The sequence below is a fragment of the Coleofasciculus sp. FACHB-542 genome, assembly GCF_014695825.1.
In the GTDB taxonomy this organism is placed as follows: Bacteria; Cyanobacteriota; Cyanobacteriia; order Cyanobacteriales; family FACHB-T130; genus FACHB-T130.
In genome coordinates, this window is sequence record NZ_JACJPB010000044.1 from 230,704 (window position 1) to 254,471 (window position 23,768).

Below are 23,768 nucleotides of genomic sequence, written 5' to 3' on the forward strand. Positions count from 1 at the left end.
ACCCCCAACCCCTCTCCGTAAACGGAGAGGGGCGAATATTGAACCCCTGCCCGTTCGCCGAAAGGGCAGGGGTGGGGTGAAACTTTACTACATCTCATAGAGAACTGCTGTAGATAATTCCCCCAATATGAGCTAGCTCAAAGACTTACTTGAACCTTCCTGTCAAAGTGAAGATATCACCACACAGGAGGGTCAAGGAAATGACCAACGCTACCCTCAACTTCCAAACCGCCACCGGACATCAAGTTCTAGCCGCAGCCAGCAAGAAAATGTTGCGACCCGGCGGACGAATTGCGACAGAGCAATTGTTTGAGTGGGCAGACTTCCAAGCAGGTGAGACAGTTCTGGAATTAGCTTCTAGTTTTGGCTACAGCGCGATCGCTCTGGCTCAACGCTACGGCGTGCGGGTGGTCGGCGTAGAGAAAAACCCCGAAAGTGCAGCCCGTGCCCGTGCCAACATTGAGGCGGCAGGGTTAACAGGTCAGGTGGAAATCATTGAGGGCGATGTGTTCCACCTGGAGGCTATCTCCGAACAGTTTGATTATGTTTTGGCAGAAGCGATTCTAACCATGCAATCTGTACCAGGGAAAGCCAGGATTTTGGCTGGGGTGCGCGATCGCTTGAAGCCAGGAGGCAAATTTCTTTGCCACGAATTACTCGCCCGTAACCAGGAAGCAGAGATTCATCAAGCTTTAGCACAGGTAATTCGGGTCAATTCTACCCCGTTATCCCAGGCAAATTGGCTGGCTGCTTGTGAAGCTGCTGGACTGCAAGTACAACAGCATCAAACCGGGTCAATGGGTTTGTTGAATCTGCATCGAGTACTTCAAGACGAAGGCGTTATGGATACCCTCCGGATTCTGTGGAATGTTCTGACGCGCCCAGCGCTGCGGAAACGAGTTTTGGCAATGCGCCGTGTCTTCCAGCAATATCAACAGGATTTGGGTTACATCGTCCTGCGTGCAAAACGCGCCTAAAAAAGTGAATCAATCATGACTAATACACTGATACCTCATCCATCTTTAGCGATTCAATTGTCAGAAAAGATTGAGTATCGCCAGCAGGGAGTCCTCAGCAAAGTTTTGCTTAAAGATTCCTGCTGTCAATACACGCTGTTGTGTCTAGCCGCAGGTACAAATATTTCTGAACACTCCTCGCCTCGAAATGCAACCGTCCACGTCATTGAAGGGCGAGGGCTATTAACTTTGCAAAGGCAAGAAATAGCACTTGAACCGGGCGGTTTTATCTTCATGCCTGCCAATGCTCCCCACGCTTTGAAAGCCGAAGAAAATCTAGCTTTTCTGCTGACGCTTTCGGAAAATCCCCAACAAAAATAAGTGGCGACTAACTGAGGTAGCTCATAGTCCCACCATCTTCAAACTGCAATACTAATACTCAGTCACCAAGAAATTAACCATGCTGAATACCTTTACTCAACACCTCAATCTCTCGACTTCTGAAGTAGAAACCCTACTCTCACTCAGCTTGCAGGATTTGCTCAACTCGCCTGCAATTCAGCAGAAACTAGACAGTTTAAATATCCCGTTGCTGCAACAAACTTTGCCTATAGCAAAGACCGTTTTGGAAGACAAGCTCCCGCCTTTTTATGATTGGCTGAAAAATGAGTTAAAGGTGCAGCGCGTCCCAGATGGTCCCGATCATACGACTCAATGGGTGGTTAATTTCCTAAAGCGTCAGGAAAGCCTGATGCGCTTAGTTGAGCTGCATCGTCCCGTTCCCCGTCTCGCTCTAGAACGCTCAACTCCTCGCCTGGTAGGATTATTTGAGGCTGTAGAGGATGCCCAAGTGCGTCAGGAATGGCAAACAGCGATCGCTGCTTTGTGTCTCGTACTTGCAGTTGATGCCCGCGATCGCGATCGAGTTGGCGTTGGCGATCGCTCATTAGTTTCCTAATTTTGTTAAGGGTGGCTGCACTGTAGTCGCCCTCTTTCAGACTTCGCTCTTATCTCCAGTGTGGAAAGGAGAACAAACCATGAAACCAGTAAGCGATCGCATCTCAACCACGCCACCGGAAGCTAAACAGCATCCCTCTCTCAACTTGCAAACTTGGTACAGGCCGAGGTTTTACTGATGCGTCGATGACACAGCACAATCATGATTCTTTTATCTAGTTTCTAATTCTTGGCTCAGTTTCTCTGGTTTGTTATGGCAATTTTCACCTCAGTTAACACCCATAAAGTCAACTCGTCTTTGAAAATTTGTCTCAACAGCAATGCAAGTATTTAATACATCTAATATGTTTTTGCGGAGCGCTCTCTCTAAAGAGTATTTGCGTTCTTTGTGTTGAAATCTTGATAATTGATAAACAAACAGAGTAGCTGCTTGATAAATTACTTTTAATTCATAGAGTGAATCAACTTGAGAGATATTAATTGCTAAAACCCGAAGTTGATAACATATTTCTTTCGCTTCTTCTTTTGTTGCGCTGTGGTCTTGATAGTAATAGTTAAAGGTTTCTGCTAAATACTGTGCGTGTTTAGCTGTATTTTGAATTTGATGCTGTGCATTTTCAACAGGAGCAAGAAACTTATCAAGTAAAAGCTGCTGTACATAGGCATCGCGAAGGCTAGAATCAGCAATAATTTGAAGTTCTTTCATTCGCTGTTCATGCTTTCTTTGCTTCTCAGCATAAACTTCTTTGATAAGAGTCTCAAACAAGCCTGTCAAAGGATAAAATGCACCAGCAGCCATATTTCCTATCATATTTAAAGACTTCTAGAATTATTGGTTAACTAATTAGCGCGATCGCTCCCACCGTTCATTCAAAATTGGAGATTTTTTGATAGGAGCTGAGTGCGTATAAACTGAGTTTAACAAAGAGCGATCGCTTCTCACATCGCGTCAAAATTTAAGACTGATTGCTCAATGTTTTGTATAAATTTTTCCAGTTCTTCAGTAATGCCAAAGAGCTTATCCGCACGGATGAAAATTTCCCAGGCGCGAACGCACATGAAGCCGATACCAATCACTGCAAGAGGAATAGCAGCGTAACCAAGTAGAGCCGCAATTGGTGGGAAAATCATACAGATGACCATCAAAATAGCTGTAACCACACCACCAGCTAATCCAGCTTTTGCTGTTGCAACTGCAACGTTACGAATTAACTCATCTTGCGTAATTTTTCCTTCAGCAAAGGATAGTGAATTTTCTAAAGTTGAGAAGACAAGCTCAATCACCGCTGCTACCAAAGCACCTTGAACAACGGCTCCAATTACTTGCTCTAAACTTGCTTTAAAAGCTGCATCGCCAAGGACTTTACGTGCTGCTGCAAGTTCTTCAGGAGTCATATCAACTCCACCACGAGATCGGTTGATTCGGAAGTTCTCGAAGATGCCGTTTGAAGCTTCTTTTCCTCCACCGTTAACGTGTGCTTTTATATGGCTCCAATCCTTATCACTGCAAAACTCGCGAATCGCCTCATATCCTTGAGCGCGAATTTGTGCTGGAATCGTCTCATACACCTTGGCAGCTTCTTGAACATTACGAATGCCTTCGCGTACCCCAGCTCGGTGAAATTTCAGTTGTAAGTTGTGAGGTAAGTTCTCAAATTTAATATTATGAGCAACTTTGAATGCCTCTTGTGCAGCAATTGTTGCAGCGCCAGTAACGGCGCTAGAAGTTTGTTGAGCCTCAATAATTAAATTACTCGCAGCTTCTTGGGTTGTTGAGATCGCCTCTGATACTGCATTTTGAGTATTTAAAACAATCTCTGATGCTGTTTTTTGAAACGTAGAAGCTATGGAAGTGACTGAGTTGGAAACCTCTTGAATTGCACTATCTGTAGCCTCTTGGGTTGTTGAGATTGCCTCTGATACTGCACCTTGAGTATTTGAAACAATCTCTGAGGCTGTTTCTTGGAACCTAGAACTTACAGCTTCTATTTCCTGGATATTAATTTTAAACATTTATTCGCTAAGTAAAAAACTAAAGACAATTAATATGTATAACCAGTGCCTATACAATGCAGCTTAAATAAAAGAGGCGCGAACGCCTCTTTTATTCCCCTGAAATACTGGGAAATTTCACTCTAGCCTTGTAACATCCAACACGAGTTAACTATATTGAAAGCTACTATTTGTGAAACCGTCAAGGACGGCAAATCAAACTTCATTAAAACTTCTAAAATATTGAATTATGTACGGAAATTATCCGCCTAAGTAAAATTTCCGTGAAGCAAAGCTATCCCGCAGGGAATCGCCCATCTTCTCTTGTGCAAGGATAAGAGCGATCGCTATTTATCCATGTCTGCAATGCATGGAAGAGATCGCGCTTATATCGCTCTTATACCCACCACGATAGGGCGAACAGACTTAGCACTCCAAGCTGATGTCGCAACAAGGAAAACACAGCCACTTGCAAGGTAAGCTTTGCACTGCGATCGCGTATCCTGAGAATCTGCCCAAATTAATTTGTCGCCACCTTTGTTACGGTGCTACCTATTTTTCCTGGGTGAAGCGATCGCAACAGTAGGGACAGCAAATCCCTTGCTGATAATCAGGCGAAGTTTGATCCGCTTCGGAGATAGGATGACCGCAACGAGGGCACATTTCATGCGTTCCTATCTCCAAACCCTCGCGTACAGCAACCCGTTGATCGAAGACAAAGCATTCCCCTTGCCAGAGACTGTCTTCTGGGGGAACTTCCTCTAAATACTTGAGAATGCCGCCTTTGAGGTGATAAACCTCTTGGAACCCTTGAGCCATCATAAACGATGTCGCTTTTTCGCAGCGAATCCCGCCAGTGCAGAATAAAGCGACCTTTTTATGTTTGCTGGGGTCGAGGTTATTGCGAACATAGGTGGGAAACTGCCGGAATGAGGCGGTTTTGGGATTTTGCGCTCGTTTGAAGGTGCCAATCGTTACCTCATAATCGTTGCGGGTGTCAATAATCGTCACCTCTGGATCGGAAATCAGTTCATTCCACGCTTGTGGACTGACATAAGTGCCGACGCGATCGCTCGGATCGATTTCCGGCAATCCCAAGGTGACAATTTCTTTCTTCAACCGCACCTTCATCCGGTCAAACGGCGGAGAATCGGCATAAGACTCTTTATGCTCCAAGTCAACTAGGCGCGGATCGGAGCGTAAAAATGATAAAACTGAGTCGATTGCTTCACGAGAACCCGCGATCGTCCCGTTAATACCTTCTGCTGCCAGCAGAATTGTCCCTCTAATACCCTGTCTTTTGCAGTGCGACAATAAGGGGTCTTGCTTATCGGCAAAATCTGGCAACTTGACAAATTTATAGAAAGCTACAACAACTTGGGTCATTTCCCCACTCAACAGCAATGAGTAAAAATGTTTTACGCTGGTTCATCACCTAACCTAACAGAGTAAGCTTCTGTGATGATATGCATCTAAATATTTCTTCCTCTACCCCCTTCCCTAATGGAAGCAGATGAGCTAATATAACAAAAGTGTCTGAAGTTCCGACTTCAAGTTTGGGGGTTTAGCTCAGTTGGTAGAGCGCCTGCTTTGCAAGCAGGATGTCAGCGGTTCGAGTCCGCTAACCTCCATTTATTTTGTCAATTAACACATTATTTGTCGTCGTTAACAGATTAATGTCGTTTAACGACGTTGTAAACCAATTCGTGTCATTTAATTAATTCTGACAACGATGAACGCAGTCTTAGGACAGGTTGTTGGTTTTCGTCGCCGCAGTGATGCGGAATTAAGCGATCGCGAAGTGAAGTACCTAGATATACCACCATTCTCTCTAAATTCTTCCTTCCGCGCTTCCAAAGTATCTGTTACTACAAGCAAGCCTCAATTGAGTCAAGAGAGTTACTCTCCGAGTTGAACAATCACCCTTGTTATCATGCCACCTAAAAAAGAAAATAATGGATGTGGATGTGCGAGTATTCCATTTTCATTAATCATCGTTTTGTTTGGAGTTGGTTATTGGGGTTTTAGGCAGCTAGATCGTCTAAATATCAGCCAATTTTTGCCTAATAATCAACAAAATAATCAACAACCAACGACTCCTATTTTGACCCCTGCGCCTAGCCAGGGTGTAACGGTTGTCAAATCGCCCCTTCCACAAGCAATTCCGACTGGCACACCAACAACAAAGCCACAAGTTATACCATTACCTGTTACAAATTCGCCCCTTTCGCAAGCGACTCCGGCTGGCACACCAACAACCAAACCACAAGTTTCAGCATTACCCGTAACCCCCAAAAATTCACCATCACCTCAAAATCCTTGGGAGAAGAAGAAAATAAGGGGAATTTATTTAAGTCGATATCAAGTAACTAATAATGCTAACGAAAGAACGATTCGCGAACGAGTTCGTTATTACCGCTCTCAAGGAATCAATACAATTATTCATGGAGTGTGGGGGAATGGTTGCACGATGTATAACAGTGAGGTGATGCAGCAAACCCTCGGATATAAAAGTTGTCCTAACCAATTTCAAGATCGATGGTTAGATTGGCTGATTGATGAGGCGCACAAGCAGGGAATGCAAGTTCACGCCTATTTTGAGAAGGGCATTAAAATTGACAAAAATAGCCCAATTTTTGACTTGGCAATTTCTAAACGATGGATTGTGCCTGGGGTGGATAAAACCTATGCTGGCATCGATCACTACTTACTGGATGTGGAACTCCCAGAAGTGGCTAACTTCTTCAAAAAGATATCAGTAGAATTTGTCAAAAAGTATCCAAACATCGATGCGGTTCAGTGGGATGATTACCTTGGTTATCATGCTGAATTACCTGGAAAAGTCGATCGCACCGCCCACTTGACTAATTTTGTGCGCCAAATGAGAGCTGATATGAAGAAAGCTAACCCCAGTGTTAGTTTCGATCTTTGCCATCATAATCCTTATTGGGGTAAACGTTATTTTGCGGCTGATTGGCAAAATTGGAATGTCGATCGCGCTTTCATTCAAATTTATAACGATGCTAACTTCAACCAAGAACTAGATTACGCCGAAAAGTATGAGGGAGTAGCTATCTCAGATAAGCAGTTGTATCGCTTAAAAGAATTGGTTAATAACCCCAAAATTAAGAGTATTTTGGTTTTTCCCTCTTCCGGAAAACCAGAAGAGACTGCTGCTCTTCTCAAAAATGCTATTTCAGTCACTAAGTAGGGCAATGATTTCCGCAGTTTGCCTCTAACTTCTTGACGATACATGATTGAATAATTTAAGCTTTCTCAGCAGCCCCAAAACGGAAAACTGAGAGAATGTTTACCTAACGCCTGCTTCCAATGGTTCTGTAACTGTGAAAAGTAACGTAAGAAGCAGGTGCGAGCGCCCTTCTTTCTGCCCAAGGATGATTGCGGATCTTCAATAATTTTAGGCCTAGAAGGACGCGATCGCATCTTTCTATAAATGTTTCAAAACGTGTGGGCAGAAGCCCACCATACAACAAAACTAGCTATTTCTTCCAGGGGAGTTTAGTCCCCATTTCAGTCAGCGCCGAGAAGATGAGATAGAAGACGAGTACGCCAACACCGGCAAGAAAAAGAACGATATCGTTGTCCATTCTGATAGCAGGGTAAATAGTAAGTACCAGAATCAATAATCGCAAAAAAGGTAACTCTAATAACTGCTTTAAGCTTTTCTTTTCACGGATAAAGTGTCCCGGTGTCACATTCATTCGGTTAACCCCATAAACTAAGGATAGCCATGCAAAGCTATACCAGTCATGCCAGAAGCTCAACTACCGAATATCGATCTCACACAAGAAAAAGTTTGGAAGCAGCTTGTCCTCAACGCACCTTTACTCTCAAGTAACACTTCTGCTTGGTCAGGTATTCACTTCGCGTATCATCGGCAGTCTGCTCACGAACTTCCGGAATGTTGCTTTGCCCAGCATATTATCACTATCTGTGTTGGGCAATTCGAGATAAGGCTAAAAAGAAATGGACACTGGCAAAGTGAGTACTATACAGAAGATGATGTTGGCATTTTTCCGGCAAATCAATCAGATTTAATCGCTAAATGCGATCGCAAAGCTGAGTTTATTAATCTTTATCTTGAACCAGCAACATTTGCTCGTGTTGCGTATGAATCAGTGGATGCAGATCGAGTAGAGATAGTGCCGCAATTCAAAGTACACGATCCGCTGATTCAGCAAATTGGTTTATCACTGAAAACTGAACTTGAATCAGGTGGAGTAGATAGTCGTCTGTACGCTGAGTCTATGGCAACTGCTCTCTCGGCTCATTTGCTACAGCGATACTCTGTCAAGAGATCGCTCATGTCAGACTACACCGGAGGATTACCTCTTCACAAGTTAAGAGAAGCGATCGCTTACATCAACGACTATTTAGATCAAGACTTGATGTTGGCTGAAATTGCCGCCACCGTTCAGATGAGTCCACATTACTTTGCCAGCTTGTTCAAACAATCTACCGGATTTGCACCGCATCAATATGTAACCAAATGTCGGATTGAGAAAGCTAAATTGCTGCTAGCTAGGCAAGAGTTGACAATTGCAGAAATACTTCAGCAAGTAGGTTTTAAGAGTCAGAGCCACTTTACCAGAGTTTTTCGTCAATATACTACAACTACGCCAAAAGCCTATAGGGACGCTCTCTAAGATTTTTGGAAGATTAGAACATTTTCAGAAGAATAGGCAAGACAGCAATATCAAGCGATCGCTAAACTGAACAGCCATAAGCAAATAACTCGCTTTACATGGCAGCAGTGGAGTTTGTGATATGACAGGAATCAAGAAGAAACCCGATCTGAGCGATCCAAAACTGCGGGCAAAGCTAGCTCAAGGGATGGGGCATAACTACTATGGAGAACCAGCTTGGCCTAACGATCTGCTTTATATTTTTCCAGTAGTGATTTTAGGAACCATTGCATTGTGTGTAGGGCTGGCAGTTCTCGATCCAGCGATGGTAGGAGAACCGGCAAATCCTTTTGCGACTCCTCAAGAGATTTTGCCAGAGTGGTATCTCTACCCAACGTTTCAAATATTTCGCGTTGTTCCTAACAAACTATTGGGAGTTGTACTCAATGCTTCGATTCCCTTGGGCTTAATCGTAATTCCTTTCATCGAAAACGTTAACAAGTTCCAAAACCCATTCCGTCGCCCAGTTGCCACAGTTGTTTTCTTAGTGGGTACCTTAGTTACACTCTGGCTAGGAATTGGTGCTACTTTACCGATTGACAAATCCCTGACTTTGGGTTTGTTCTAAAGGTGCTGAAGCGTGGCAGTTATTTCAAAGCGATCGCCTCCAGCACCGAAATCTAGCAGAGAAAACGCGATCGCTTATTGTTCTAAACTTCCAAAGACTGGTATCTGTAAAAAACTGAGCGATGAGACTGGGTACTGAATTTCAGACTTTTAGAAGATTCAATCACTATCAGAGGATAGAGGCTACGGAGTCTTTGCCTTTTATAAAGTAGGTTTCAGTCTAAAGTTTAAAAGTCACCAAAATCTATGGCAGCACCAGGCAAAGAAGGTTCCAGCACCGACCCAATGAGTGAAGCGATCGCTACAGCAATTCAGTTTGCTAAATTGGCTTCTGATACATTGCAGTCAACTGCTGAAAACGTTAATAGCACGACTACTGCTGTAGGAGAAACGGTTGGATCTGCGGCTGTGCGCTTCGTGGAGCAGGGAACGGAAAACGTAGGCAAAATCGTCACCCCAATCGCTGAAAATCCAGTCGTGAAGTTTGCTGCCAAGGTTCCAGGCATCAATTGGTTAACGACTGCATTGGGTCAAGTTGATGCCCAAAAAGCTCAGAATGAGGTAAACAAGCTCCGACAAGAATATCCTCTAGAAAGCTCTGAGCAGCTTGCTCACCGAATTATTGTGGACACCTCCCTGAAAGGCGGGGGAGTTGGATTACTCACTAACTTCGTGCCTCCGATAGCGCTCACTCTGTTTGCAGTCGATGTGGCAGCGGTTACAGCGCTTCAAGCAGAGATGATCTACCGCATTGCGGCTGCATACGGTTTTCCGTTAGAAGATCCAACTCGACGAGGCGAAGTTCTAGCCATTTTCGGTTTGTCTGTTGGCGGTTCTGGAGTCCTGAAAGTTGGACTAGGCTTTATCGAACTCTTGCCTGTAATCGGTGCTGTGGTTGGAGCGTCGAATAACGCTGCATTGCTTTACTCGCTGGGATCTGTCGCCTGTCGATTCTACGAAGCGAAAAGAAAGTTCAAAGCTCAAGCTGAGGGGAATGGTGTTGGGAGTGTTGCTAGCTAGCTTCTAAAAGCGTTTGTTAGGTAAAGAAGAAAAGGTTTCATGACTCTCCTGGTTGGGCGATCGCAAAGTAGCGACCAACTTCAGCCGAGACAAACCTAACACCCGGCGTATTCCTTACCAATTAACGGTGCCAGAAGCGATCGCCTCCAATTTCTGTGCATCAAGCACCGTAATTTTTCCACCCCGACTGTAAGCCATAACCGGCTTCAAACTTTTAAATAGTCGCACGCACTCCTCATAGGTAATACCAATACTGCGAGCCATTTGATAATAAGAAAGCTTCTCCTTCAAACACTGACCTTCCGCCGCTGGAGAGGTACCATATCGAGTTGCAGAATACTGAATCAATCTAGCTAAGCGCACAATTGCCCGCTCAGAAACCAATCCATGCACCGTTTCATGGAGTTGTTGCAGCCTAGAATTGAAAACCATCAGCATTCGTAAGGCAATTTCCGGGGTTTGCTGAATGGCTTCTAGAAGAGCATCTCGTTTTACCGTCAGAATTTGAGAATCACACTCAGCAGTAACGGTCGCTGGGGCAATTCCATCACCCAATAAGGCGGGAGCCGCAAAGATTTCCCCTGGTGGCAAAGTACGGAGAATCGTTTCCTTGCCGGTTATTGCCGTTTTAACGACTTGTAAGGAACCGCTCAGGAGAGCATACAGCTTTGCAGGAAGGCGATCGCCTTCCTGCATGACAATCTCTGTTTGGCTGTAGTGCTGCACCTGCGTGTGGGGTTGTAAACGCTCTAATTCTGGCAAAGTTAAATCTACAAAAACCAAAATCCGAGAAAGCTGTTCGACCGTTGCCTGCATTTTTTCTGAGCTTCGAGAAGACGATAAGACGACAAGAAAATCATGGGAGCATCCCACCCAATGTATACGCCATGTATACGCCCACACCCTTCAGGGCGGGGCTGGCGCGTCCAAATGCTGGGAGCCTGAAGAATTTTAGCCTGCCCAGAGCAGGCTTCGTTTATGTAGCCCCACGCTTCAGAGCCAGGTTTCCCAGTTTTATTTAATAGACCTCCTGCATGAATAGGAAAGCGTGTGACAGTTGATGATCGTAGGGAAGCAAAGCACGCTAGATTTTGGATAGGAACAAATATTCAGTTGCAGCAATGCAATATCGGGAGTTAGAGCATCTATCAAAGACTGAGTTCAAGCGCTGGTGTGGAGTGAGCCGGGGGACTTTCCGCGAGATGGTCGAGGTGGTACGTCCGCACTTAGATCGGCAAGGACGACGGGGTGGGCAAGCGAAACTAAGTGTCGAAGACCACGTATTAGTGGCCTTGGCATACTGGCGAGAGTATCGTAGTCAGTTTCACATCGGCGTGAGTTGGGGATTGCACGAAACCACAGTCGGACGAATTGTGAGAAAAGTGGAAGACCTGCTGGTTAAGAGCGGCAAGTTTCGCCTTCCGAGTCAGCGTCAGTTGTATCAGCCCGGATGGGAGTGGAAGGTAATGGTGGTCGATGTCGGCGAGGTAGAGATTGAACGTCCCAAAAAAACAGAAACGCTACTACAGCGGTAAGCAGCATTGCCATACGCTAAAAGCACAGTTGGTAGTGGAGTTTGAAAGCGAACAAATCATTTGTACGGCTGTCGATACGGGTAGAACCCATGACTTCAAGCTGCTCAAGCGCAGTCGCTTGCCGTTTGTCTCATCCCAGTTGTGTTTAGCTGACCGAGGATACCAAGGATTTGCCAGACGTCATGCTGGCGCTTGTACCCCCGCCAAGAAGCGACGCCAGCAACCTTTAGTTGAAGAGGAAAAGCAGCATAATCGGGCTTTAGCTCGGCTACGAGTCAAAGTGGAGCATGTGATTCGTCGCTTCAAGATATTCCGCATTTTCTCAGGTCGGTATCGCAACCGCAGAAAACGGTTTGGCCTGCGCTTAAACCTAATTGCTGGGCTACTCAACTATGAACTGGCACACCCTTCATGATTCATGCAGGAGGTCTAATGTTTCTCTAGCCGTGAAAGCGAGTTAAAAAAGTCTTTGTCTTGACAAAATGTAGTCATAATGAGTACGCTTAATAGAAGTTCATCATTCAGATCGCTTGTAGTCAAGGAGTGAAATTCATGTTTCCTAATCGAGAAGGACAAAAAGTTCCCAACGTCACCTTCCGTACTCGCCATGACAATGAGTGGGTGAATGTGACGACTAACGACTTATTTGCTGGGAAGACAGTGGTTGTTTTCTCTCTACCGGGTGCTTTTACTCCGACGTGTTCATCAACCCATCTCCCTGGCTACAACGAGTTGGCTAGAGTCTTTCATGAAAATGGCGTTGATGACATTATTTGTATTTCCGTCAATGATGCCTTTGTGATGAATGAATGGGCTAAATCCCAAGAAGCAGAGAATCTAACTCTGCTACCCGATGGAAATGGTGAATTCACCGAAGGCATGGGAATGCTGGTTGATAAAGCTGAGTTAGGGTTTGGGAAGCGGTCGTGGCGTTATTCCATGCTGGTGAAGGATGGCACGATTGAAAAGATGTTTATTGAGCCAGTTGTGGAGGGAGACCCCTTTGAGGTGTCTGATGCCCAGACAATGCTCAACTATATCAATCCTGAGGCAGCAAAGCCTCAGATCGTTTCCCTGTTCACAAAAGTAGGTTGTCCTTTCTGCTCTCGTGCAAAGGTGATGCTGAAGGAGCATGGGTTGGATTACGAAGAAATTGTCTTAAGCAAAGAAATTACTACTCGCTCTTTACGGGCTGTCACAGGCGGAACAACGGTTCCCCAAGTATTTATTGATGGCAAGTTGATTGGGGGTTCTGAGAAGCTAGAAGCTTACCTCAGTGCTAGATAGAAGAAGGCAAAAAACAGCCAGTCACCTCAAGTAAGCGATTCTGTCCTTAACTGAGTCCTTAACTGAGGAAAGAGCGATCGCTTCTAGATTTTGTCCTAGGAGCGATCGCTCTCGCATTTATGTTGGTTAGCGATCGCTTCGGGAAGAGTAACGTGATGTGAATGCGATCGCTTACCTACACCAAAACCCCTGAAAGCTAACGATAACTTGTTAGAGTAAACAATAAGGGGTTAAGAAATTAGGATATGGATACACAATTCCAACACCGGATGTTACCTCAAGCGACCCATGACGAGTTAGCACGCCAAAACTTTGTCAATAGCTTAAAAGGCTACCTGACCAGTCAGATTACCCCAGGAAATAAAGCAATTTACGAGAAGCGGCTTAAACCGCAGTTTGAGCAGGAGCATCAGCGATCGCCTCAAGATCGGCATGAAGTTCGCCGTCTGATGCAGCACGAACCCTATTACCGAATGTGGGGTGCATTGCGGCGTACCACTCAAGAAATGATGTGGGATTCAGTCAATACTAGCGTCGATCGGCAGCTTGCCGATTTGATTGAGCAGGCGCAGGACAAGGTTACCCCTTTGGGTTCTTTAACCTTAAATGCAGATTTAAAAATACCCGCCTATCACACCGCAGTCGATATTCACTGTATGCCGGGTGGATACCATAGCGAATATACCGAAAACGACATCGCAGCAGGGGCTATCTACGATCGCGGTGTTTACGTTTATGTAATGGGTCGTCTAGGGCCAATGAATGACGACTTAGGGCAGTCTGTGGTTCGCAATTACTTACAGCCGCAGCATCCCAACTTCCGTCCTCGAAAAATTCTCGACATCGGATGTTCGGTCGGTCACAGCACGCTTCCTTATGTGGATGCTTACCCAGAAGCTGAAGTTTATGCGATTGATGTAGCGGCACCGATGCTGCGGTACGCTCATGCAAGAGCGGAGGCGTTGGGTAAGCGAGTACACTTCTCGCAGCAGAATGGTGAGTCTATAGATTTCCCCGATGAGTCGTTCGATCTTATCGTCTCCCATATTTTGTTGCACGAAGCATCGCCACCAGCGATCGCGAATATTCTGCGCGAATGCTATCGACTATTAGCACCGGGTGGACTGATGGTTCATGTGGAAGCTCCCCTTTATCAAAACATGGAACCCTACAGCGCCTTCATGTTTGATTGGGAAACGCAAAATAACAACGAACCTTGGTGGAGTGCCATGCGCGATCTAGACTTGGTAGCGCTGACTAGCCAAGCTGGTTTTGAAGCAGATAAAATTACCCCAACTGTTGCTGCTACAGGTGGCTGGAAAGGCACATCCCAAGGAGGCGGTTTTGGCAGTCGGGGCAATTGGTTTCTCTTGGTTGCCAGTAAATAAGTCACCAGTGATTAGCGATCGGTCATCAGTGATGAGTGAGTAACGACTGACTAAAGACTCGTCATGAGACTTCTGGTAAAAATCATCGACTGGTTGATTTGATTGGGTAAAAAAGAAGGAAAAAATAGTTACTTTAACCTTTCCCCGACTTCTATAAAAAGTCTATTTCCAGCATTTTTTACCCATTTGTCAAAAACGACGAAATACAAATAAAGTTATTCAAGAGAATTTGTAGTAATGGCAAAAAAAGCTAAGGGAAAAAAACCTATTTATTTTGAAAATCCCGAAAGCGACAAGTTACTGGCAATGGTTTTGGCGCTAACTGGGGAAGTCTCTGTTCTACACGAACGTCTCGATACAGTTGAACGGTTGGCTCAAACAAAAGGTCTGATTTCGGTTGAAGAAATTGAGAATTACCAGCCAAGTGAGCAGGTAGAACAAGAGAGAGAACAGTGGCGACAAGCCTATCTCGATAGAATTCTACGGGTTGTCAAAGAGGAACTGGATACATTAACTGAATAAGCAGAATATAAAAGTCACAAATCCTAAATTTATAGATTGAGATTGAGCAGATTTAAACTTGTTCTAGGTATCTTGATGATGAAACGTTGGTTGAGGGTTGTATTTGGCACTAGCCTACTGGTGGCGCTGCCGCTAGGAGCGATCGCTTCTGCTCAAAGTGTCATTAACAAAGCCACTTGCACCTACAATGGCAAGCCACTTTACGGCAAAATAAAAATTGTTGAAAGCTTGCCAGATATCAAGGTAAAGATTGTCTCATCCTCCCCGGATTTAATCGTCGAACCTGTCACCGCTTTTCCCCAACGGTGCGGTCAGTGGCAATTTGTTGAATCTTTTCCCGATCTCAAGGTGCAGATTGTCGAGAATTTTCCCGATATCCAGATTCAGTTTGTCAATAGCTTTCCTGGTGTTCGTTAAGAAACTAACGCGGCGTGTAACTCTCTGTATTTCTGCCTCCCTTGCCAAGGGAGGTTAAGAAAAAGTTGCACACCGCATAAACTAAGAATTAAAAATTGAGGCTTTTTAATCTTTAATTGTTCCCTAGCCTGGATATTGTGCTTGCCAGCGTCGCTGGGGACCCATGTCCAGATGCAGCATATAGGGCACATACATATAGGTCGCTAAACCGCCTTCCCACCAATCCAGCATCTTTGCAAGCTGTCGCCCGGTGTAGCCCTCCACCCTGAAATCAACAGCACCGCCCGTCATCGGTTGATTTTTGGACGCGCCATGAACCTTAGCCCCAAAGGGTTTGTGATGATACCAACTGGTGATCAGGAAAGGCTTACCAATCTGGTCTCTGGCAACTTGTAGCTGCTTGGCAAGAGCGATAATATTCTCCACGACTTCTAGATTTTCGGGGAGATGGCGATCGCCATTAGGAATCGCGTCTGCCCACGTCAAGTCACCACCCGCAATGATCGGATCGTTCAGATGAATTTCTGACGAAGACGAATAGGTTGCCAAAGCCAACGGTTGACTACTTTTGAGTGTCAGTTTCTCCATCGCTTCCGGGGCAAGATCGGGGCTAGGGCCATTTAATAAAGCTTGGTGAAACTTCTCTAACTGCTCTGGGTGATTATCTTTGAACCATTGCTCAAGCTCATCAATCGCATGATTTTGATGCTCTAAATTCTGATAAAACTTAAAGGCATTTGTTAGTTTGAACTCCATCTCGGTCGATCCCTCCAGCGGGCAATTCCCTAAATACCAGCCTACCGCGCAACCTGTACCACTATTCTCTTGTTTCCCATCTGTAGGTCAGGGAAAACCCGCTCTGGAAGATTATAGAGACTTTTATAAAACTGGCATCTGCTCTTGTAGAACAGCTGCCTCCTCCTTAAGAGGTAACTTTTCTCGGGGTTGCGGGGATGGATGAGCGCCAAAACTGGTTAAAACACTTTCCAAAGTTGGCAGGCATTGAGTGACCTTTTTCGCCCGAATGATCCCGTCCCAAACTGGCTCCAACTTCTTCCACGCCCCAGCATAGACCAAATGCCGCATCCGGTCAGACCAACGATCCTTAGCCCAAGCACCTTGGAAAATATTACTCCAACGATAAAAATCTCGATACGCTTGCCAGTAGCCTGCCTCTAGCACCTCCGGTGTCATCTTAGTTGGCTTGTAGACAACATGACGAGTATCGTATAAATCCCAGTTGGAATGAGTAATTCGTCCCTGCGCTGCCATGCGTTTGTACAAAGCAGTATCGGGATAAGGCGTCAAAATGTGAAACGTGGCAGTTTCCAATCCCTGTTGCACCGCCCATTCTACCGTGCGCGCAAACACGGTTTCATCATCGTCATCCATGCCAAAAACGAAGCTAGCATTCACCATCACGCCCAAATCCCGCAAACGGCGAATCGCAGCGCTGTAATCTCGATTGAGATTTTGATATTTATGCTGTTCTTTGAGATTCGTCGGGTTAAGGGTTTCAAAGCCAACAAACAAGCTGCGTAAGCCACATTCAACTGCTTTTTCCAACAATCCCGGCTGCAAGATAGATTGTACCGTTGCGGCTGCTTGCCACACGCGCCCCATCCCCTTCATCCCCTCAAACAACGCGGCGGCGAATTCAGCGTTGCCAAACAGATGATCGTCGAGAAAATAAAGATGATGCCCTGGTAGCCGCTCAATCTCAGCCAGTGCATCGTCTACAGGTTGCGTATAGAAAGATTTACCGCCTTTAAAGAAAGCTTCTTTGTAGCAAAAATCGCAGGTGTGAGGGCAACCCCGCGAAACGACAATGGAGTTCGGAATTAAGTACAGATGGCGCTTAATTAAATCGCGGCGAATGGGAGGAACGCCGAGGAGCGATCGCAGTTTCGACTGATAGACTTTACCAGGATGACCTGCCCGGAAATCCTGGAGAAATTCAGGCCAGGTATCTTCACCAGGACCTAGGAAAATTGTATCCGCATGAGTCGCAGCTTCTTCTGGAAGGGAGGTAACGTGCAATCCACCCAGACAAATGTATGCACCTTTTTTACGGTAGTGGTCGGCTAATTCGTAAGCTCGGTAAGCTGAGGTGATATAAACCTGAATCACCACTAAATCTGGCTCATCATCCAAATCTAGCCGCTCAACGTGTTCGTCTTGCAGGATAATTTCATCATCTTCGCTGAAAAAACTGGCAATCGTCGCTAATCCCAGTGGCGGAAACAGCGAATATTTAATCGGTCGCCAGTGGGGGCTGAGGGCTTCAGTCAAAGCCGGTAAAATCATTTTGACCTTCATTCAGAAAGCTCCTGCGACGATTGGTAGGTTTCTGGGCACCGATTCTAACCGGCAATCTGCTTAACAGTCGCTTACGATGACGATAGTCAGGTTAATTCTTCATATCTATGACAATTACTCAACTATTCAATGGCGCTAATCTGTTTGTTCTGCCGTTCTGGGCGCTAATGATTTTTCTACCCAACTGGGGCGTGACGAAGCGGGTGATGGAATCTTATCTCCCCTTTGTGGCTTTAGCAGGTTTATACGTGTATTGGTTTTTTACATCAATTACACCGGAATCTGCTCAAGCAATGTCCAATCCTCAGCTAGCTGATATTGCTCGCTTCTTTGCCGACGAAAAAGCAGCTGCGATTGGGTGGGTTCATTTCCTGGTAATGGATTTGTTCGTTGGTCGCTACATTTACTGGGAAGGACAGCGTACTGGTGTCTGGACAATCCACTCGCTGGTGCTGTGCTTATTTGCAGGGCCAATGGGGCTGTTGTCTCATATTTTGACGACGTGGGTAACAAATAAATTTTTCTCCCCAACTGGAACCGATTCTGCAACTGCCTCGACTCCAACTTCACAGACCTAAAATTGCCGGTTAACTACCTAATTGAGAAATTGAGAATAGATATATATGCGAACCCTAGCTGTTGACATTGGCGGTAGTGGCATCAAGGTAATTGTCTTAGACGAAGCTGGAGAACCACTAACCGAACGCACTCGTGTAGAAACCCCAGTTCCAGCCAAACCGGAGCCAGTGATTGATGCGATCGCTACCCTCGCTGCGGGACAAGGTGAGTTTGACCGCGTATCCGTTGGTTTTCCGGGTGTCGTGCGCGATGGCGTGACAAAAACGGCGGTAAATCTAACTCCAGAGTGGATTGGATTCGATCTGGCAACCGTGTTAAGCGATCGCTTAGGCAAGCCGGTGCGGGTGGCAAATGATGCCGATATTCAGGGAATGGGGGCAATCTCCGGCAAGGGTGTTGAGTTGGTCATTACCCTTGGCACCGGCTTTGGTTCCGCCTTGTTTGTAGACGGGAAACTGGTACCCAATCTGGAACTGGGTCATCATCCGTTTCGCAAAGGGGAAACCTATGAAGAGCAGATGGGGCGTGCTGCTTTAGATAAAGTCGGTAAGGAAAAATGGAATAATCGGCTAGAAAAAGCGATCGCGTCTCTTCAACATTTGTTTAATTACGATTCCCTTTATATCGGCGGCGGCGAAGCGAAAAAAATAACGTTTGAGTTACCGACAAATACCAAAATTGTTCCCAATGTGACAGGTTTATTGGGCGGGATTGCTTTATGGCGGGATTAGAATAAATTAAAAATGTAAAATTAGAAAATAGTCTTTTTGCATTAATTTTACATTTTTAATTCTTAATTGGAGAGCGCAATGGTACAAGCTCCTGCACCCCTGACTGAGGTAAAAAACCCAGGCGATACGACTGAATTGAGCCAACTGGCGATTGACCTGATTCGGAAAGCTGGGTGCGAGTACGGAGATGTCCGCTTCTGCTCCTACCGAACGCAGAATCTTTATGCACGCGATCGCTCTCTGAGCAATTTATCGGACAATGTCAATTCTGGCTTTGGCGTGCGAGTGCTGCTAGATGGCGCTTGGGGTTTCGCTGCTAGCCATAATAAAACCCCCGTAGAAGTTGCCAGAATTGTTGCTTTAGCGGTAGATATCGCCAAAGCTAGCCGCCTTTCCCAACTAACGCGGGTGCAGTTAGTTCCCGTTGAAGCGCATCGTGATACTTACATCACTCCGATTCAGATCGACCCCTTTACGGTGCCAATTGCCGAAAAGGCGGAACTGCTGCTGAATTTGAATGAGCAGTTGTTGAGTTATGGCAGTCGTGGCATCAAAAAAGCCTATTCTTACCTCAGCTTTAGCCGCGAGGACAAAACCTTCGCTTCTACAGAAGGCTCTCTCATTCATCAAACAATCTACCGCAGCTATCCGGGATTCGGCTGCACAGCGATCGCTAATGGCGATGCTCAAAGCCGCAGCTACGAACGCCCACCCTTGAACATCGGTTATGAGCATATCGATAAATCAGATATCCTTAGCCAAGTCGAGCGGGTTGCCGAAGAAGCGATTGAGAAAGTTCACGCGCCGGTTGGTCCTTCGGGGATTCGTTCCACCTTAATTCTCAAGCCGACTAACTTATTTTTAACCATTCACGAATCAGTCGGACATCCCACAGAACTCGATCGAGTTTACGGCTACGAATCCAACTTTGCAGGCACCAGCTTTGCGACGACTGATAAATTGGGCAAACTGCAATATGCTGCACCTTGGGTGAATTTTAAATGCGATCGCACTCAGCCGGGAGGACGCAGCACCGCAGGCTACGACGATGAAGGAGTTGCTTCACAAGATTGGTACGTTGTCAAAGATGGCATTTTAGTAGACTATCTAACAGACCGCGAAACTGCCCATCGACTCGGACGCCCTAGCAGCAACGGTTGCGCCTATGCTGATAGCTGGTCAAGCGTGCCAATGGTTCGCATTCCTAATTTAGGGCTAGAACCAGGGTCAGAGGGAGGTAGCCACACTGCCACTTTAGCCGAGATGATTGCTGACACCGAAGACGGGATTTTAATCGACGGAATTGGTAGTTTCTCCATCGATCAACAGCGCCGCAATTTCCAATTTGGCGGCGATGCTTTCTGGAAAGTCGAGAAAGGGAAAGTGGTAGGGATGCTCAAAAATGTTACCTACCATTCAATGACAACTGACTTCTGGAATAGCGTGAATGCAGTTGGTCCCGCCTCAGAATGGATGCAGTGCGGTGCTAACAATTGCGGTAAAGGTGAACCGATCCAAATTGCCCAAATGACTCACGCCTGCGTACCCGTGCGAGTGCGCGATATTCAGATTGGCAGTTCCTCGTAATTTGAAATGGAGATGCGATCGCATCCCTATCATCTTCAATTTCTAAGGCGATCGCTATCCTCCTACAGAAAAAGTAGATTATTTTTTCTAATTTTAGATAATTTAACAGCAAAATTTCCGAGAACTCTGCCAATAATTTAAGAATTTTGCTCTGAATGAATCGGTGCTAGCGATATTTCAGAACTAGCCATATTATTAATTTCTGGGATAGCAGATAAAACTGCCGATATGAATTTTTGAAATAAACGTTTAAATTCTTCTGGTGCGATCGCATCCAGCATCCAATGATGAACTGCCACCAGTAAATCGCGATCGCCGACAACTGCGATCGCAAAACTCAGACTAGAAACCTGTTCGGCATAAAATTGCCTGTGCAATAAAGCGTCTAAAAATTCTCGGCTTAGTTGACCGTGAACCGCTGCTAAAGGTGATAACAAAGTAAAAAACTCACCCGTTTTTGCCATTCTTATTTCTACCTGCAACTGTCCTCCCGACAACTTAACGATTGAAGGAGGAAAGGGGAGCAGAATCGTACAGCCACCCGATTCATCTAAAATTAATTTAGATGAATTATCTGGTTTACTTATTGCTGCTAAACCAGCATTTACATCGTCTTTCAGCAAAATTTTGACCTGAATAAAATATAGTTTTCCCTACTATTTACAGCAGAAAAAGCAAATTCAAATCATTAAGTAGAGATGCGATCGCTAATCGAACGAACCTACCTACCCCTACGCCTTCTAGAGTTATTACCCATTTGCTCTAATTCTGCTAACCTTTCGGGATCAATATTAGATAAAGCTTGGTTAGCTTGCTTGTCTTGGATATCTTCCCGTCCGCTTAAGTCTTCAGCAATTTTATCGCTAACAGCGGGAACATAATTCCCGACAAAACCATGTCCCTTAGTTTTACCCACGCTATGAACTGTTGATTTAGCGTGTCCTCCCGTACCAATAGCAGAGTCTATCCTGCTACCAATGTGGCTATAAGTCCCGACGGCAAAACTAACTGGGTCAAATCCACCCACATATAGGTCGGTTTTTAATATTGAAGACGGATGCTGTACAGCATTTCCGGCAAAAATTAATTGGATATAAGTATTCATATCCTCCTTAGCGCGATCGCTAGCCATCCTCTTAGCTGCTTCCTCTCGCGCCGCCGCCGCTAATATTTCTGGGTCTATACCTAGTCCCATATCATTTTCTTGATAAAACAAAGCAAAATCTTGATAGATTTTGAGAACTGCGGGGTCTTGTCTTGCTAATAATAGATATTCTTGTTTCAAAACTTCGTGTACATTTCTAACTGCATTGTCAGTTTTAATCGTTCCTCGGCTGTGAGCAGAAACAGTAACCCGTGTTTTGCGGCGCACCGCATCTAGCATGATTTCTTCCTGCTTCTCTGTTGCTTCGTCGTCAACTTGGACTTTTCCTTTAAGGCAGTCAATCAGATCGGCTACCACACCACCCCGTTGAGCGCTATAGGTGTAAAGAACATCTATGGCATTCTGTCCTAATGCGGCATCGTCTTGAGCATCTAGCGCTTCGTTGACTGATTCTTGCAATGCTGCGGCGCTTAAAAGTCCCGATTTTGGCGCTACTTGCATACCATTGATATGAGTGACAGAGGGGTACCAATCTCCTAGAGAGACGGGTTGTGGATAGGGTGCTACGCGAGGTGCTTTGCCGTTAAAACCAGTCACCAAACCCATTGCGAAATAAACGACTTTCCCATTTCCTAATTGCGTGCGCTTAACCTCCTCAATTATCCGATTTGGCGAACGCCCTGACACTCGATATTGCTTGCTGTCAAAATCACTAAAATTGCTGCCTTTGCCAACACTTTGTTTCTCAGCAGAAAAAGCTCCACTTCGGCTTCTTCCTTCCGCTGGAGCCTGCTGGTCATTATCTTGAAGGTTCAGGCTAATTTCTGTCTGCTGTTCTATAACTTGGTCGCGCAAGCTAATAACGCCCGATCTTCTAGGATGCAGATCTGAGAATTTATCTAGACAGCGATCGATTGCCTCTAATAACTCACCCAGCAGAATGCTATCTGCACCTGCCTGTTGTACTTTCTTCAGTGCTTCATCAACTTTTTTTAGTTCGGATGGACGACGGGAGAAGGAAACCGAAGTTGCTGCTTGAAACGCTTTCACTCCCATAATTTCTTTTGCTTGAATGAGTGGAAGTTCCCCAGTCTGCGTATCATTCAATCTCATGATTTGAGAGCTAGGGGCCAATTCAGATGATTTCTGTATTTGCCGCTGTACCTGACCCCCATTCTGCTGCACCACATGAGTTAACTCGTGCGCCAACAATTCTTGTCCCCCGCGGCTCCCTGGATTGTATTCCCCCTGCCGAAAAAAGATATCTTGACCCGTAGTGAAAGCTTTGGCTTGAATTGATTGATTTAGCTGGTGAGATTGGGCATCAGTATGGATTTTGACACTGCTGAAGTCTGCGCCAAATGCCTTTTCCATTGGTTCTCGGATGCTTTCTGAGAGGGATTGTCCGCTCCCTCTAGCTTGTTGGATGGATGTTTCCAGATCCGCTGTTGCAGCCATTCCATCCGCTCCAGACTGACGCTGCACTATTGGCTTCATCTGGAGTTCGTCTTCTTCATCGAGTTGGGGCGTATCTTGCCGCTGGATGCTGCCTTCTGGTTTCTGCTGGAGTTTTTCCTCCTCATCCATCTGGGGCATTTCGTCTCGCTGGACAGTTTCACCCGAAGCTGACTGTTTAGGCGCAGGTGCGTTATTAATCTGACTCACGACTTGAGCCGCTACTCGATCTGCCTCTTGTTCGTACCGATCCCCTGGTTCTCCAATCGTCAGTTTTGCCTGAATTGGTTGGGGTGTCGATATTTGGCGGGGAGCAAATAGGTTGGGGATTTCTAATAAGTTAATGCCTTGGCGTTGCGTACTTTCTCTTTTCTGCTGCCAAAAGGCATCCATCTTTGCCTGTAATACCGTTAGTCGTTCCTGTCCCTCTGGCGTTATGCTGCCGTGTTTTGCCTGTATTTCTAGCCCGGTCGCCTCAAACTTATGCTGGTCAAATGCTTGATTTTCTATTTCCTGCTGGGTAGGAGGCAGCTGCGAATCAGGTTTTGGTTGGATTGCAAAAGGGCGCGACTGAATGCTGTGGCTGTTTTTCTGGCTAGAAGCGGGATTCCAAGAAGAAGATTTTCGTATTCTTTCGTAGGTCAT

General features: G+C 45.6%; 24 protein-coding genes and 1 tRNA gene. 16 read left to right on the plus strand and 9 right to left on the minus strand.

Features of this window, described 5'->3' with window-relative positions:
* Nucleotides 1–200: 200 nt before the first annotated feature.
* The 3 genes from H6F52_RS17770 to H6F52_RS17780 all read left to right on the plus strand — a co-directional run bounded on the left by H6F52_RS17770 (nucleotide 201) and on the right by H6F52_RS17780 (nucleotide 1,914).
* Nucleotides 201–977: a class I SAM-dependent methyltransferase gene (locus H6F52_RS17770; RefSeq protein ID WP_190536268.1), complete on the plus strand. Its 777-nt coding sequence runs from the start codon at nucleotides 201–203 to the stop codon at nucleotides 975–977.
* Between the two features lie 15 nt (nucleotides 978–992).
* Nucleotides 993–1,337: a cupin domain-containing protein gene (locus tag H6F52_RS17775; RefSeq protein ID WP_190536269.1), complete on the plus strand. Its 345-nt coding sequence runs from the start codon at nucleotides 993–995 to the stop codon at nucleotides 1,335–1,337.
* Nucleotides 1,338–1,416: 79 nt separating this feature from the next.
* Entirely contained in the window at nucleotides 1,417–1,914 is a 498-nt protein-coding gene (locus H6F52_RS17780; RefSeq protein ID WP_190536270.1) for a hypothetical protein, read from the plus strand.
* Nucleotides 1,915–2,181: 267 nt separating this feature from the next.
* Here H6F52_RS17780 and H6F52_RS17785 read toward each other — a convergent pair whose 3' ends face one another.
* From H6F52_RS17785 to H6F52_RS17795, 3 genes are all read right to left on the minus strand, one after another.
* On the minus strand, nucleotides 2,182–2,712 hold the full coding sequence (locus tag H6F52_RS17785) for a hypothetical protein (RefSeq protein WP_190527965.1): 531 nt from the start codon (nucleotides 2,710–2,712) through the stop codon (nucleotides 2,182–2,184).
* Between the two features lie 140 nt (nucleotides 2,713–2,852).
* Nucleotides 2,853–3,926 carry a hypothetical protein gene (locus H6F52_RS17790; protein WP_242033979.1) on the minus strand — a complete coding sequence of 358 codons (1,074 nt, stop codon included), beginning with the start codon at nucleotides 3,924–3,926 and terminating at the stop codon, nucleotides 2,853–2,855.
* Nucleotides 3,927–4,457: 531 nt separating this feature from the next.
* On the minus strand, nucleotides 4,458–5,291 hold the full coding sequence (locus H6F52_RS17795) for a rhodanese-related sulfurtransferase (protein WP_190428144.1): 834 nt from the start codon (nucleotides 5,289–5,291) through the stop codon (nucleotides 4,458–4,460).
* Between the two features lie 172 nt (nucleotides 5,292–5,463).
* Here H6F52_RS17795 and H6F52_RS17800 point away from each other — a divergent pair.
* Nucleotides 5,464–5,536, plus strand: a tRNA-Ala gene (locus H6F52_RS17800).
* Between the two features lie 302 nt (nucleotides 5,537–5,838).
* Nucleotides 5,839–7,116 carry a family 10 glycosylhydrolase gene (locus H6F52_RS17805; RefSeq protein WP_190536271.1) on the plus strand — a complete coding sequence of 426 codons (1,278 nt, stop codon included), beginning with the start codon at nucleotides 5,839–5,841 and terminating at the stop codon, nucleotides 7,114–7,116.
* 289 nt (nucleotides 7,117–7,405) lie between these two features.
* Here H6F52_RS17805 and H6F52_RS17810 read toward each other — a convergent pair whose 3' ends face one another.
* On the minus strand, nucleotides 7,406–7,627 hold the full coding sequence (locus H6F52_RS17810) for a hypothetical protein (RefSeq protein ID WP_190412909.1): 222 nt from the start codon (nucleotides 7,625–7,627) through the stop codon (nucleotides 7,406–7,408).
* Nucleotides 7,628–7,675: 48 nt separating this feature from the next.
* Between H6F52_RS17810 and H6F52_RS17815 the strand changes: the two genes are divergently transcribed.
* From H6F52_RS17815 to H6F52_RS17825, 3 genes are all read left to right on the plus strand, one after another.
* On the plus strand, nucleotides 7,676–8,572 hold the full coding sequence (locus tag H6F52_RS17815; RefSeq protein WP_190536272.1) for an AraC family transcriptional regulator: 897 nt from the start codon (nucleotides 7,676–7,678) through the stop codon (nucleotides 8,570–8,572).
* Nucleotides 8,573–8,693: 121 nt separating this feature from the next.
* Nucleotides 8,694–9,179, plus strand: a complete 486-nt coding sequence (gene petD / locus H6F52_RS17820; protein WP_190429071.1) for a cytochrome b6-f complex subunit IV — start codon at nucleotides 8,694–8,696, stop codon at nucleotides 9,177–9,179.
* Nucleotides 9,180–9,424: 245 nt separating this feature from the next.
* Nucleotides 9,425–10,198: an EcsC family protein gene (locus tag H6F52_RS17825; protein ID WP_190536273.1), complete on the plus strand. Its 774-nt coding sequence runs from the start codon at nucleotides 9,425–9,427 to the stop codon at nucleotides 10,196–10,198.
* Nucleotides 10,199–10,312: 114 nt separating this feature from the next.
* On the opposite strand, the gene H6F52_RS17830 is transcribed toward H6F52_RS17825, so the two are convergent.
* On the minus strand, nucleotides 10,313–11,014 hold the full coding sequence (locus H6F52_RS17830) for a Crp/Fnr family transcriptional regulator (RefSeq protein WP_190528517.1): 702 nt from the start codon (nucleotides 11,012–11,014) through the stop codon (nucleotides 10,313–10,315).
* A gap of 305 nt (nucleotides 11,015–11,319) precedes the next feature.
* Here H6F52_RS17830 and H6F52_RS17835 point away from each other — a divergent pair.
* The 5 genes from H6F52_RS17835 (at nucleotide 11,320) to H6F52_RS17855 (ending at nucleotide 15,347) form a co-directional block, all read left to right on the plus strand.
* Nucleotides 11,320–12,148, plus strand: a protein-coding gene (locus H6F52_RS17835) for an IS5 family transposase (protein ID WP_199300606.1) whose coding sequence is annotated in 2 segments (ribosomal slippage) — nucleotides 11,320–11,711 and nucleotides 11,710–12,148 — 831 coding nt in all. Because the reading frame shifts where the segments join, the coding sequence is not laid out codon by codon here.
* 137 nt (nucleotides 12,149–12,285) lie between these two features.
* Nucleotides 12,286–13,020, plus strand: a complete 735-nt coding sequence (locus H6F52_RS17840) for a glutathione peroxidase (RefSeq protein ID WP_190536274.1) — start codon at nucleotides 12,286–12,288, stop codon at nucleotides 13,018–13,020.
* A 245-nt stretch (nucleotides 13,021–13,265) separates the two neighbouring features.
* On the plus strand, nucleotides 13,266–14,408 hold the full coding sequence (locus H6F52_RS17845) for a class I SAM-dependent methyltransferase (RefSeq protein WP_190536275.1): 1,143 nt from the start codon (nucleotides 13,266–13,268) through the stop codon (nucleotides 14,406–14,408).
* Nucleotides 14,409–14,645: 237 nt separating this feature from the next.
* Complete coding sequence (locus H6F52_RS17850; protein WP_190428072.1) at nucleotides 14,646–14,930, plus strand: hypothetical protein; 285 nt, start codon at nucleotides 14,646–14,648, stop codon at nucleotides 14,928–14,930.
* 75 nt (nucleotides 14,931–15,005) lie between these two features.
* Nucleotides 15,006–15,347, plus strand: a complete 342-nt coding sequence (locus tag H6F52_RS17855) for a hypothetical protein (RefSeq protein WP_242033980.1) — start codon at nucleotides 15,006–15,008, stop codon at nucleotides 15,345–15,347.
* Between the two features lie 123 nt (nucleotides 15,348–15,470).
* Here the strand turns inward: H6F52_RS17855 and H6F52_RS17860 are convergent, their stop codons facing one another.
* Nucleotides 15,471–16,103 carry a D-Ala-D-Ala carboxypeptidase family metallohydrolase gene (locus tag H6F52_RS17860; RefSeq protein WP_190536276.1) on the minus strand — a complete coding sequence of 211 codons (633 nt, stop codon included), beginning with the start codon at nucleotides 16,101–16,103 and terminating at the stop codon, nucleotides 15,471–15,473.
* A 123-nt stretch (nucleotides 16,104–16,226) separates the two neighbouring features.
* Nucleotides 16,227–17,666, minus strand: coding sequence for a radical SAM protein (locus H6F52_RS17865; RefSeq protein WP_190412674.1), 1,440 nt, complete (start codon nucleotides 17,664–17,666; stop codon nucleotides 16,227–16,229).
* Between the two features lie 107 nt (nucleotides 17,667–17,773).
* On the opposite strand from H6F52_RS17865, the gene H6F52_RS17870 reads away from it, so the two are divergent.
* The 3 genes from H6F52_RS17870 to H6F52_RS17880 all read left to right on the plus strand — a co-directional run bounded on the left by H6F52_RS17870 (nucleotide 17,774) and on the right by H6F52_RS17880 (nucleotide 20,563).
* Nucleotides 17,774–18,244, plus strand: coding sequence for an ABA4-like family protein (locus tag H6F52_RS17870; protein WP_190536277.1), 471 nt, complete (start codon nucleotides 17,774–17,776; stop codon nucleotides 18,242–18,244).
* A 45-nt stretch (nucleotides 18,245–18,289) separates the two neighbouring features.
* Entirely contained in the window at nucleotides 18,290–18,976 is a 687-nt protein-coding gene (locus H6F52_RS17875; protein WP_190536278.1) for an ROK family protein, read from the plus strand.
* 78 nt (nucleotides 18,977–19,054) lie between these two features.
* Nucleotides 19,055–20,563 carry a TldD/PmbA family protein gene (locus tag H6F52_RS17880; RefSeq protein ID WP_190536279.1) on the plus strand — a complete coding sequence of 503 codons (1,509 nt, stop codon included), beginning with the start codon at nucleotides 19,055–19,057 and terminating at the stop codon, nucleotides 20,561–20,563.
* Between the two features lie 137 nt (nucleotides 20,564–20,700).
* Here H6F52_RS17880 and H6F52_RS17885 read toward each other — a convergent pair whose 3' ends face one another.
* A complete protein-coding gene (locus H6F52_RS17885; RefSeq protein WP_190536280.1) occupies nucleotides 20,701–21,186 on the minus strand; it encodes a type III secretion system chaperone in 486 nt (161 codons plus the stop codon).
* A 98-nt stretch (nucleotides 21,187–21,284) separates the two neighbouring features.
* Nucleotides 21,285–23,768 carry a DUF4157 domain-containing protein gene (locus H6F52_RS25335; protein ID WP_242033981.1) on the minus strand — a complete coding sequence of 828 codons (2,484 nt, stop codon included), beginning with the start codon at nucleotides 23,766–23,768 and terminating at the stop codon, nucleotides 21,285–21,287.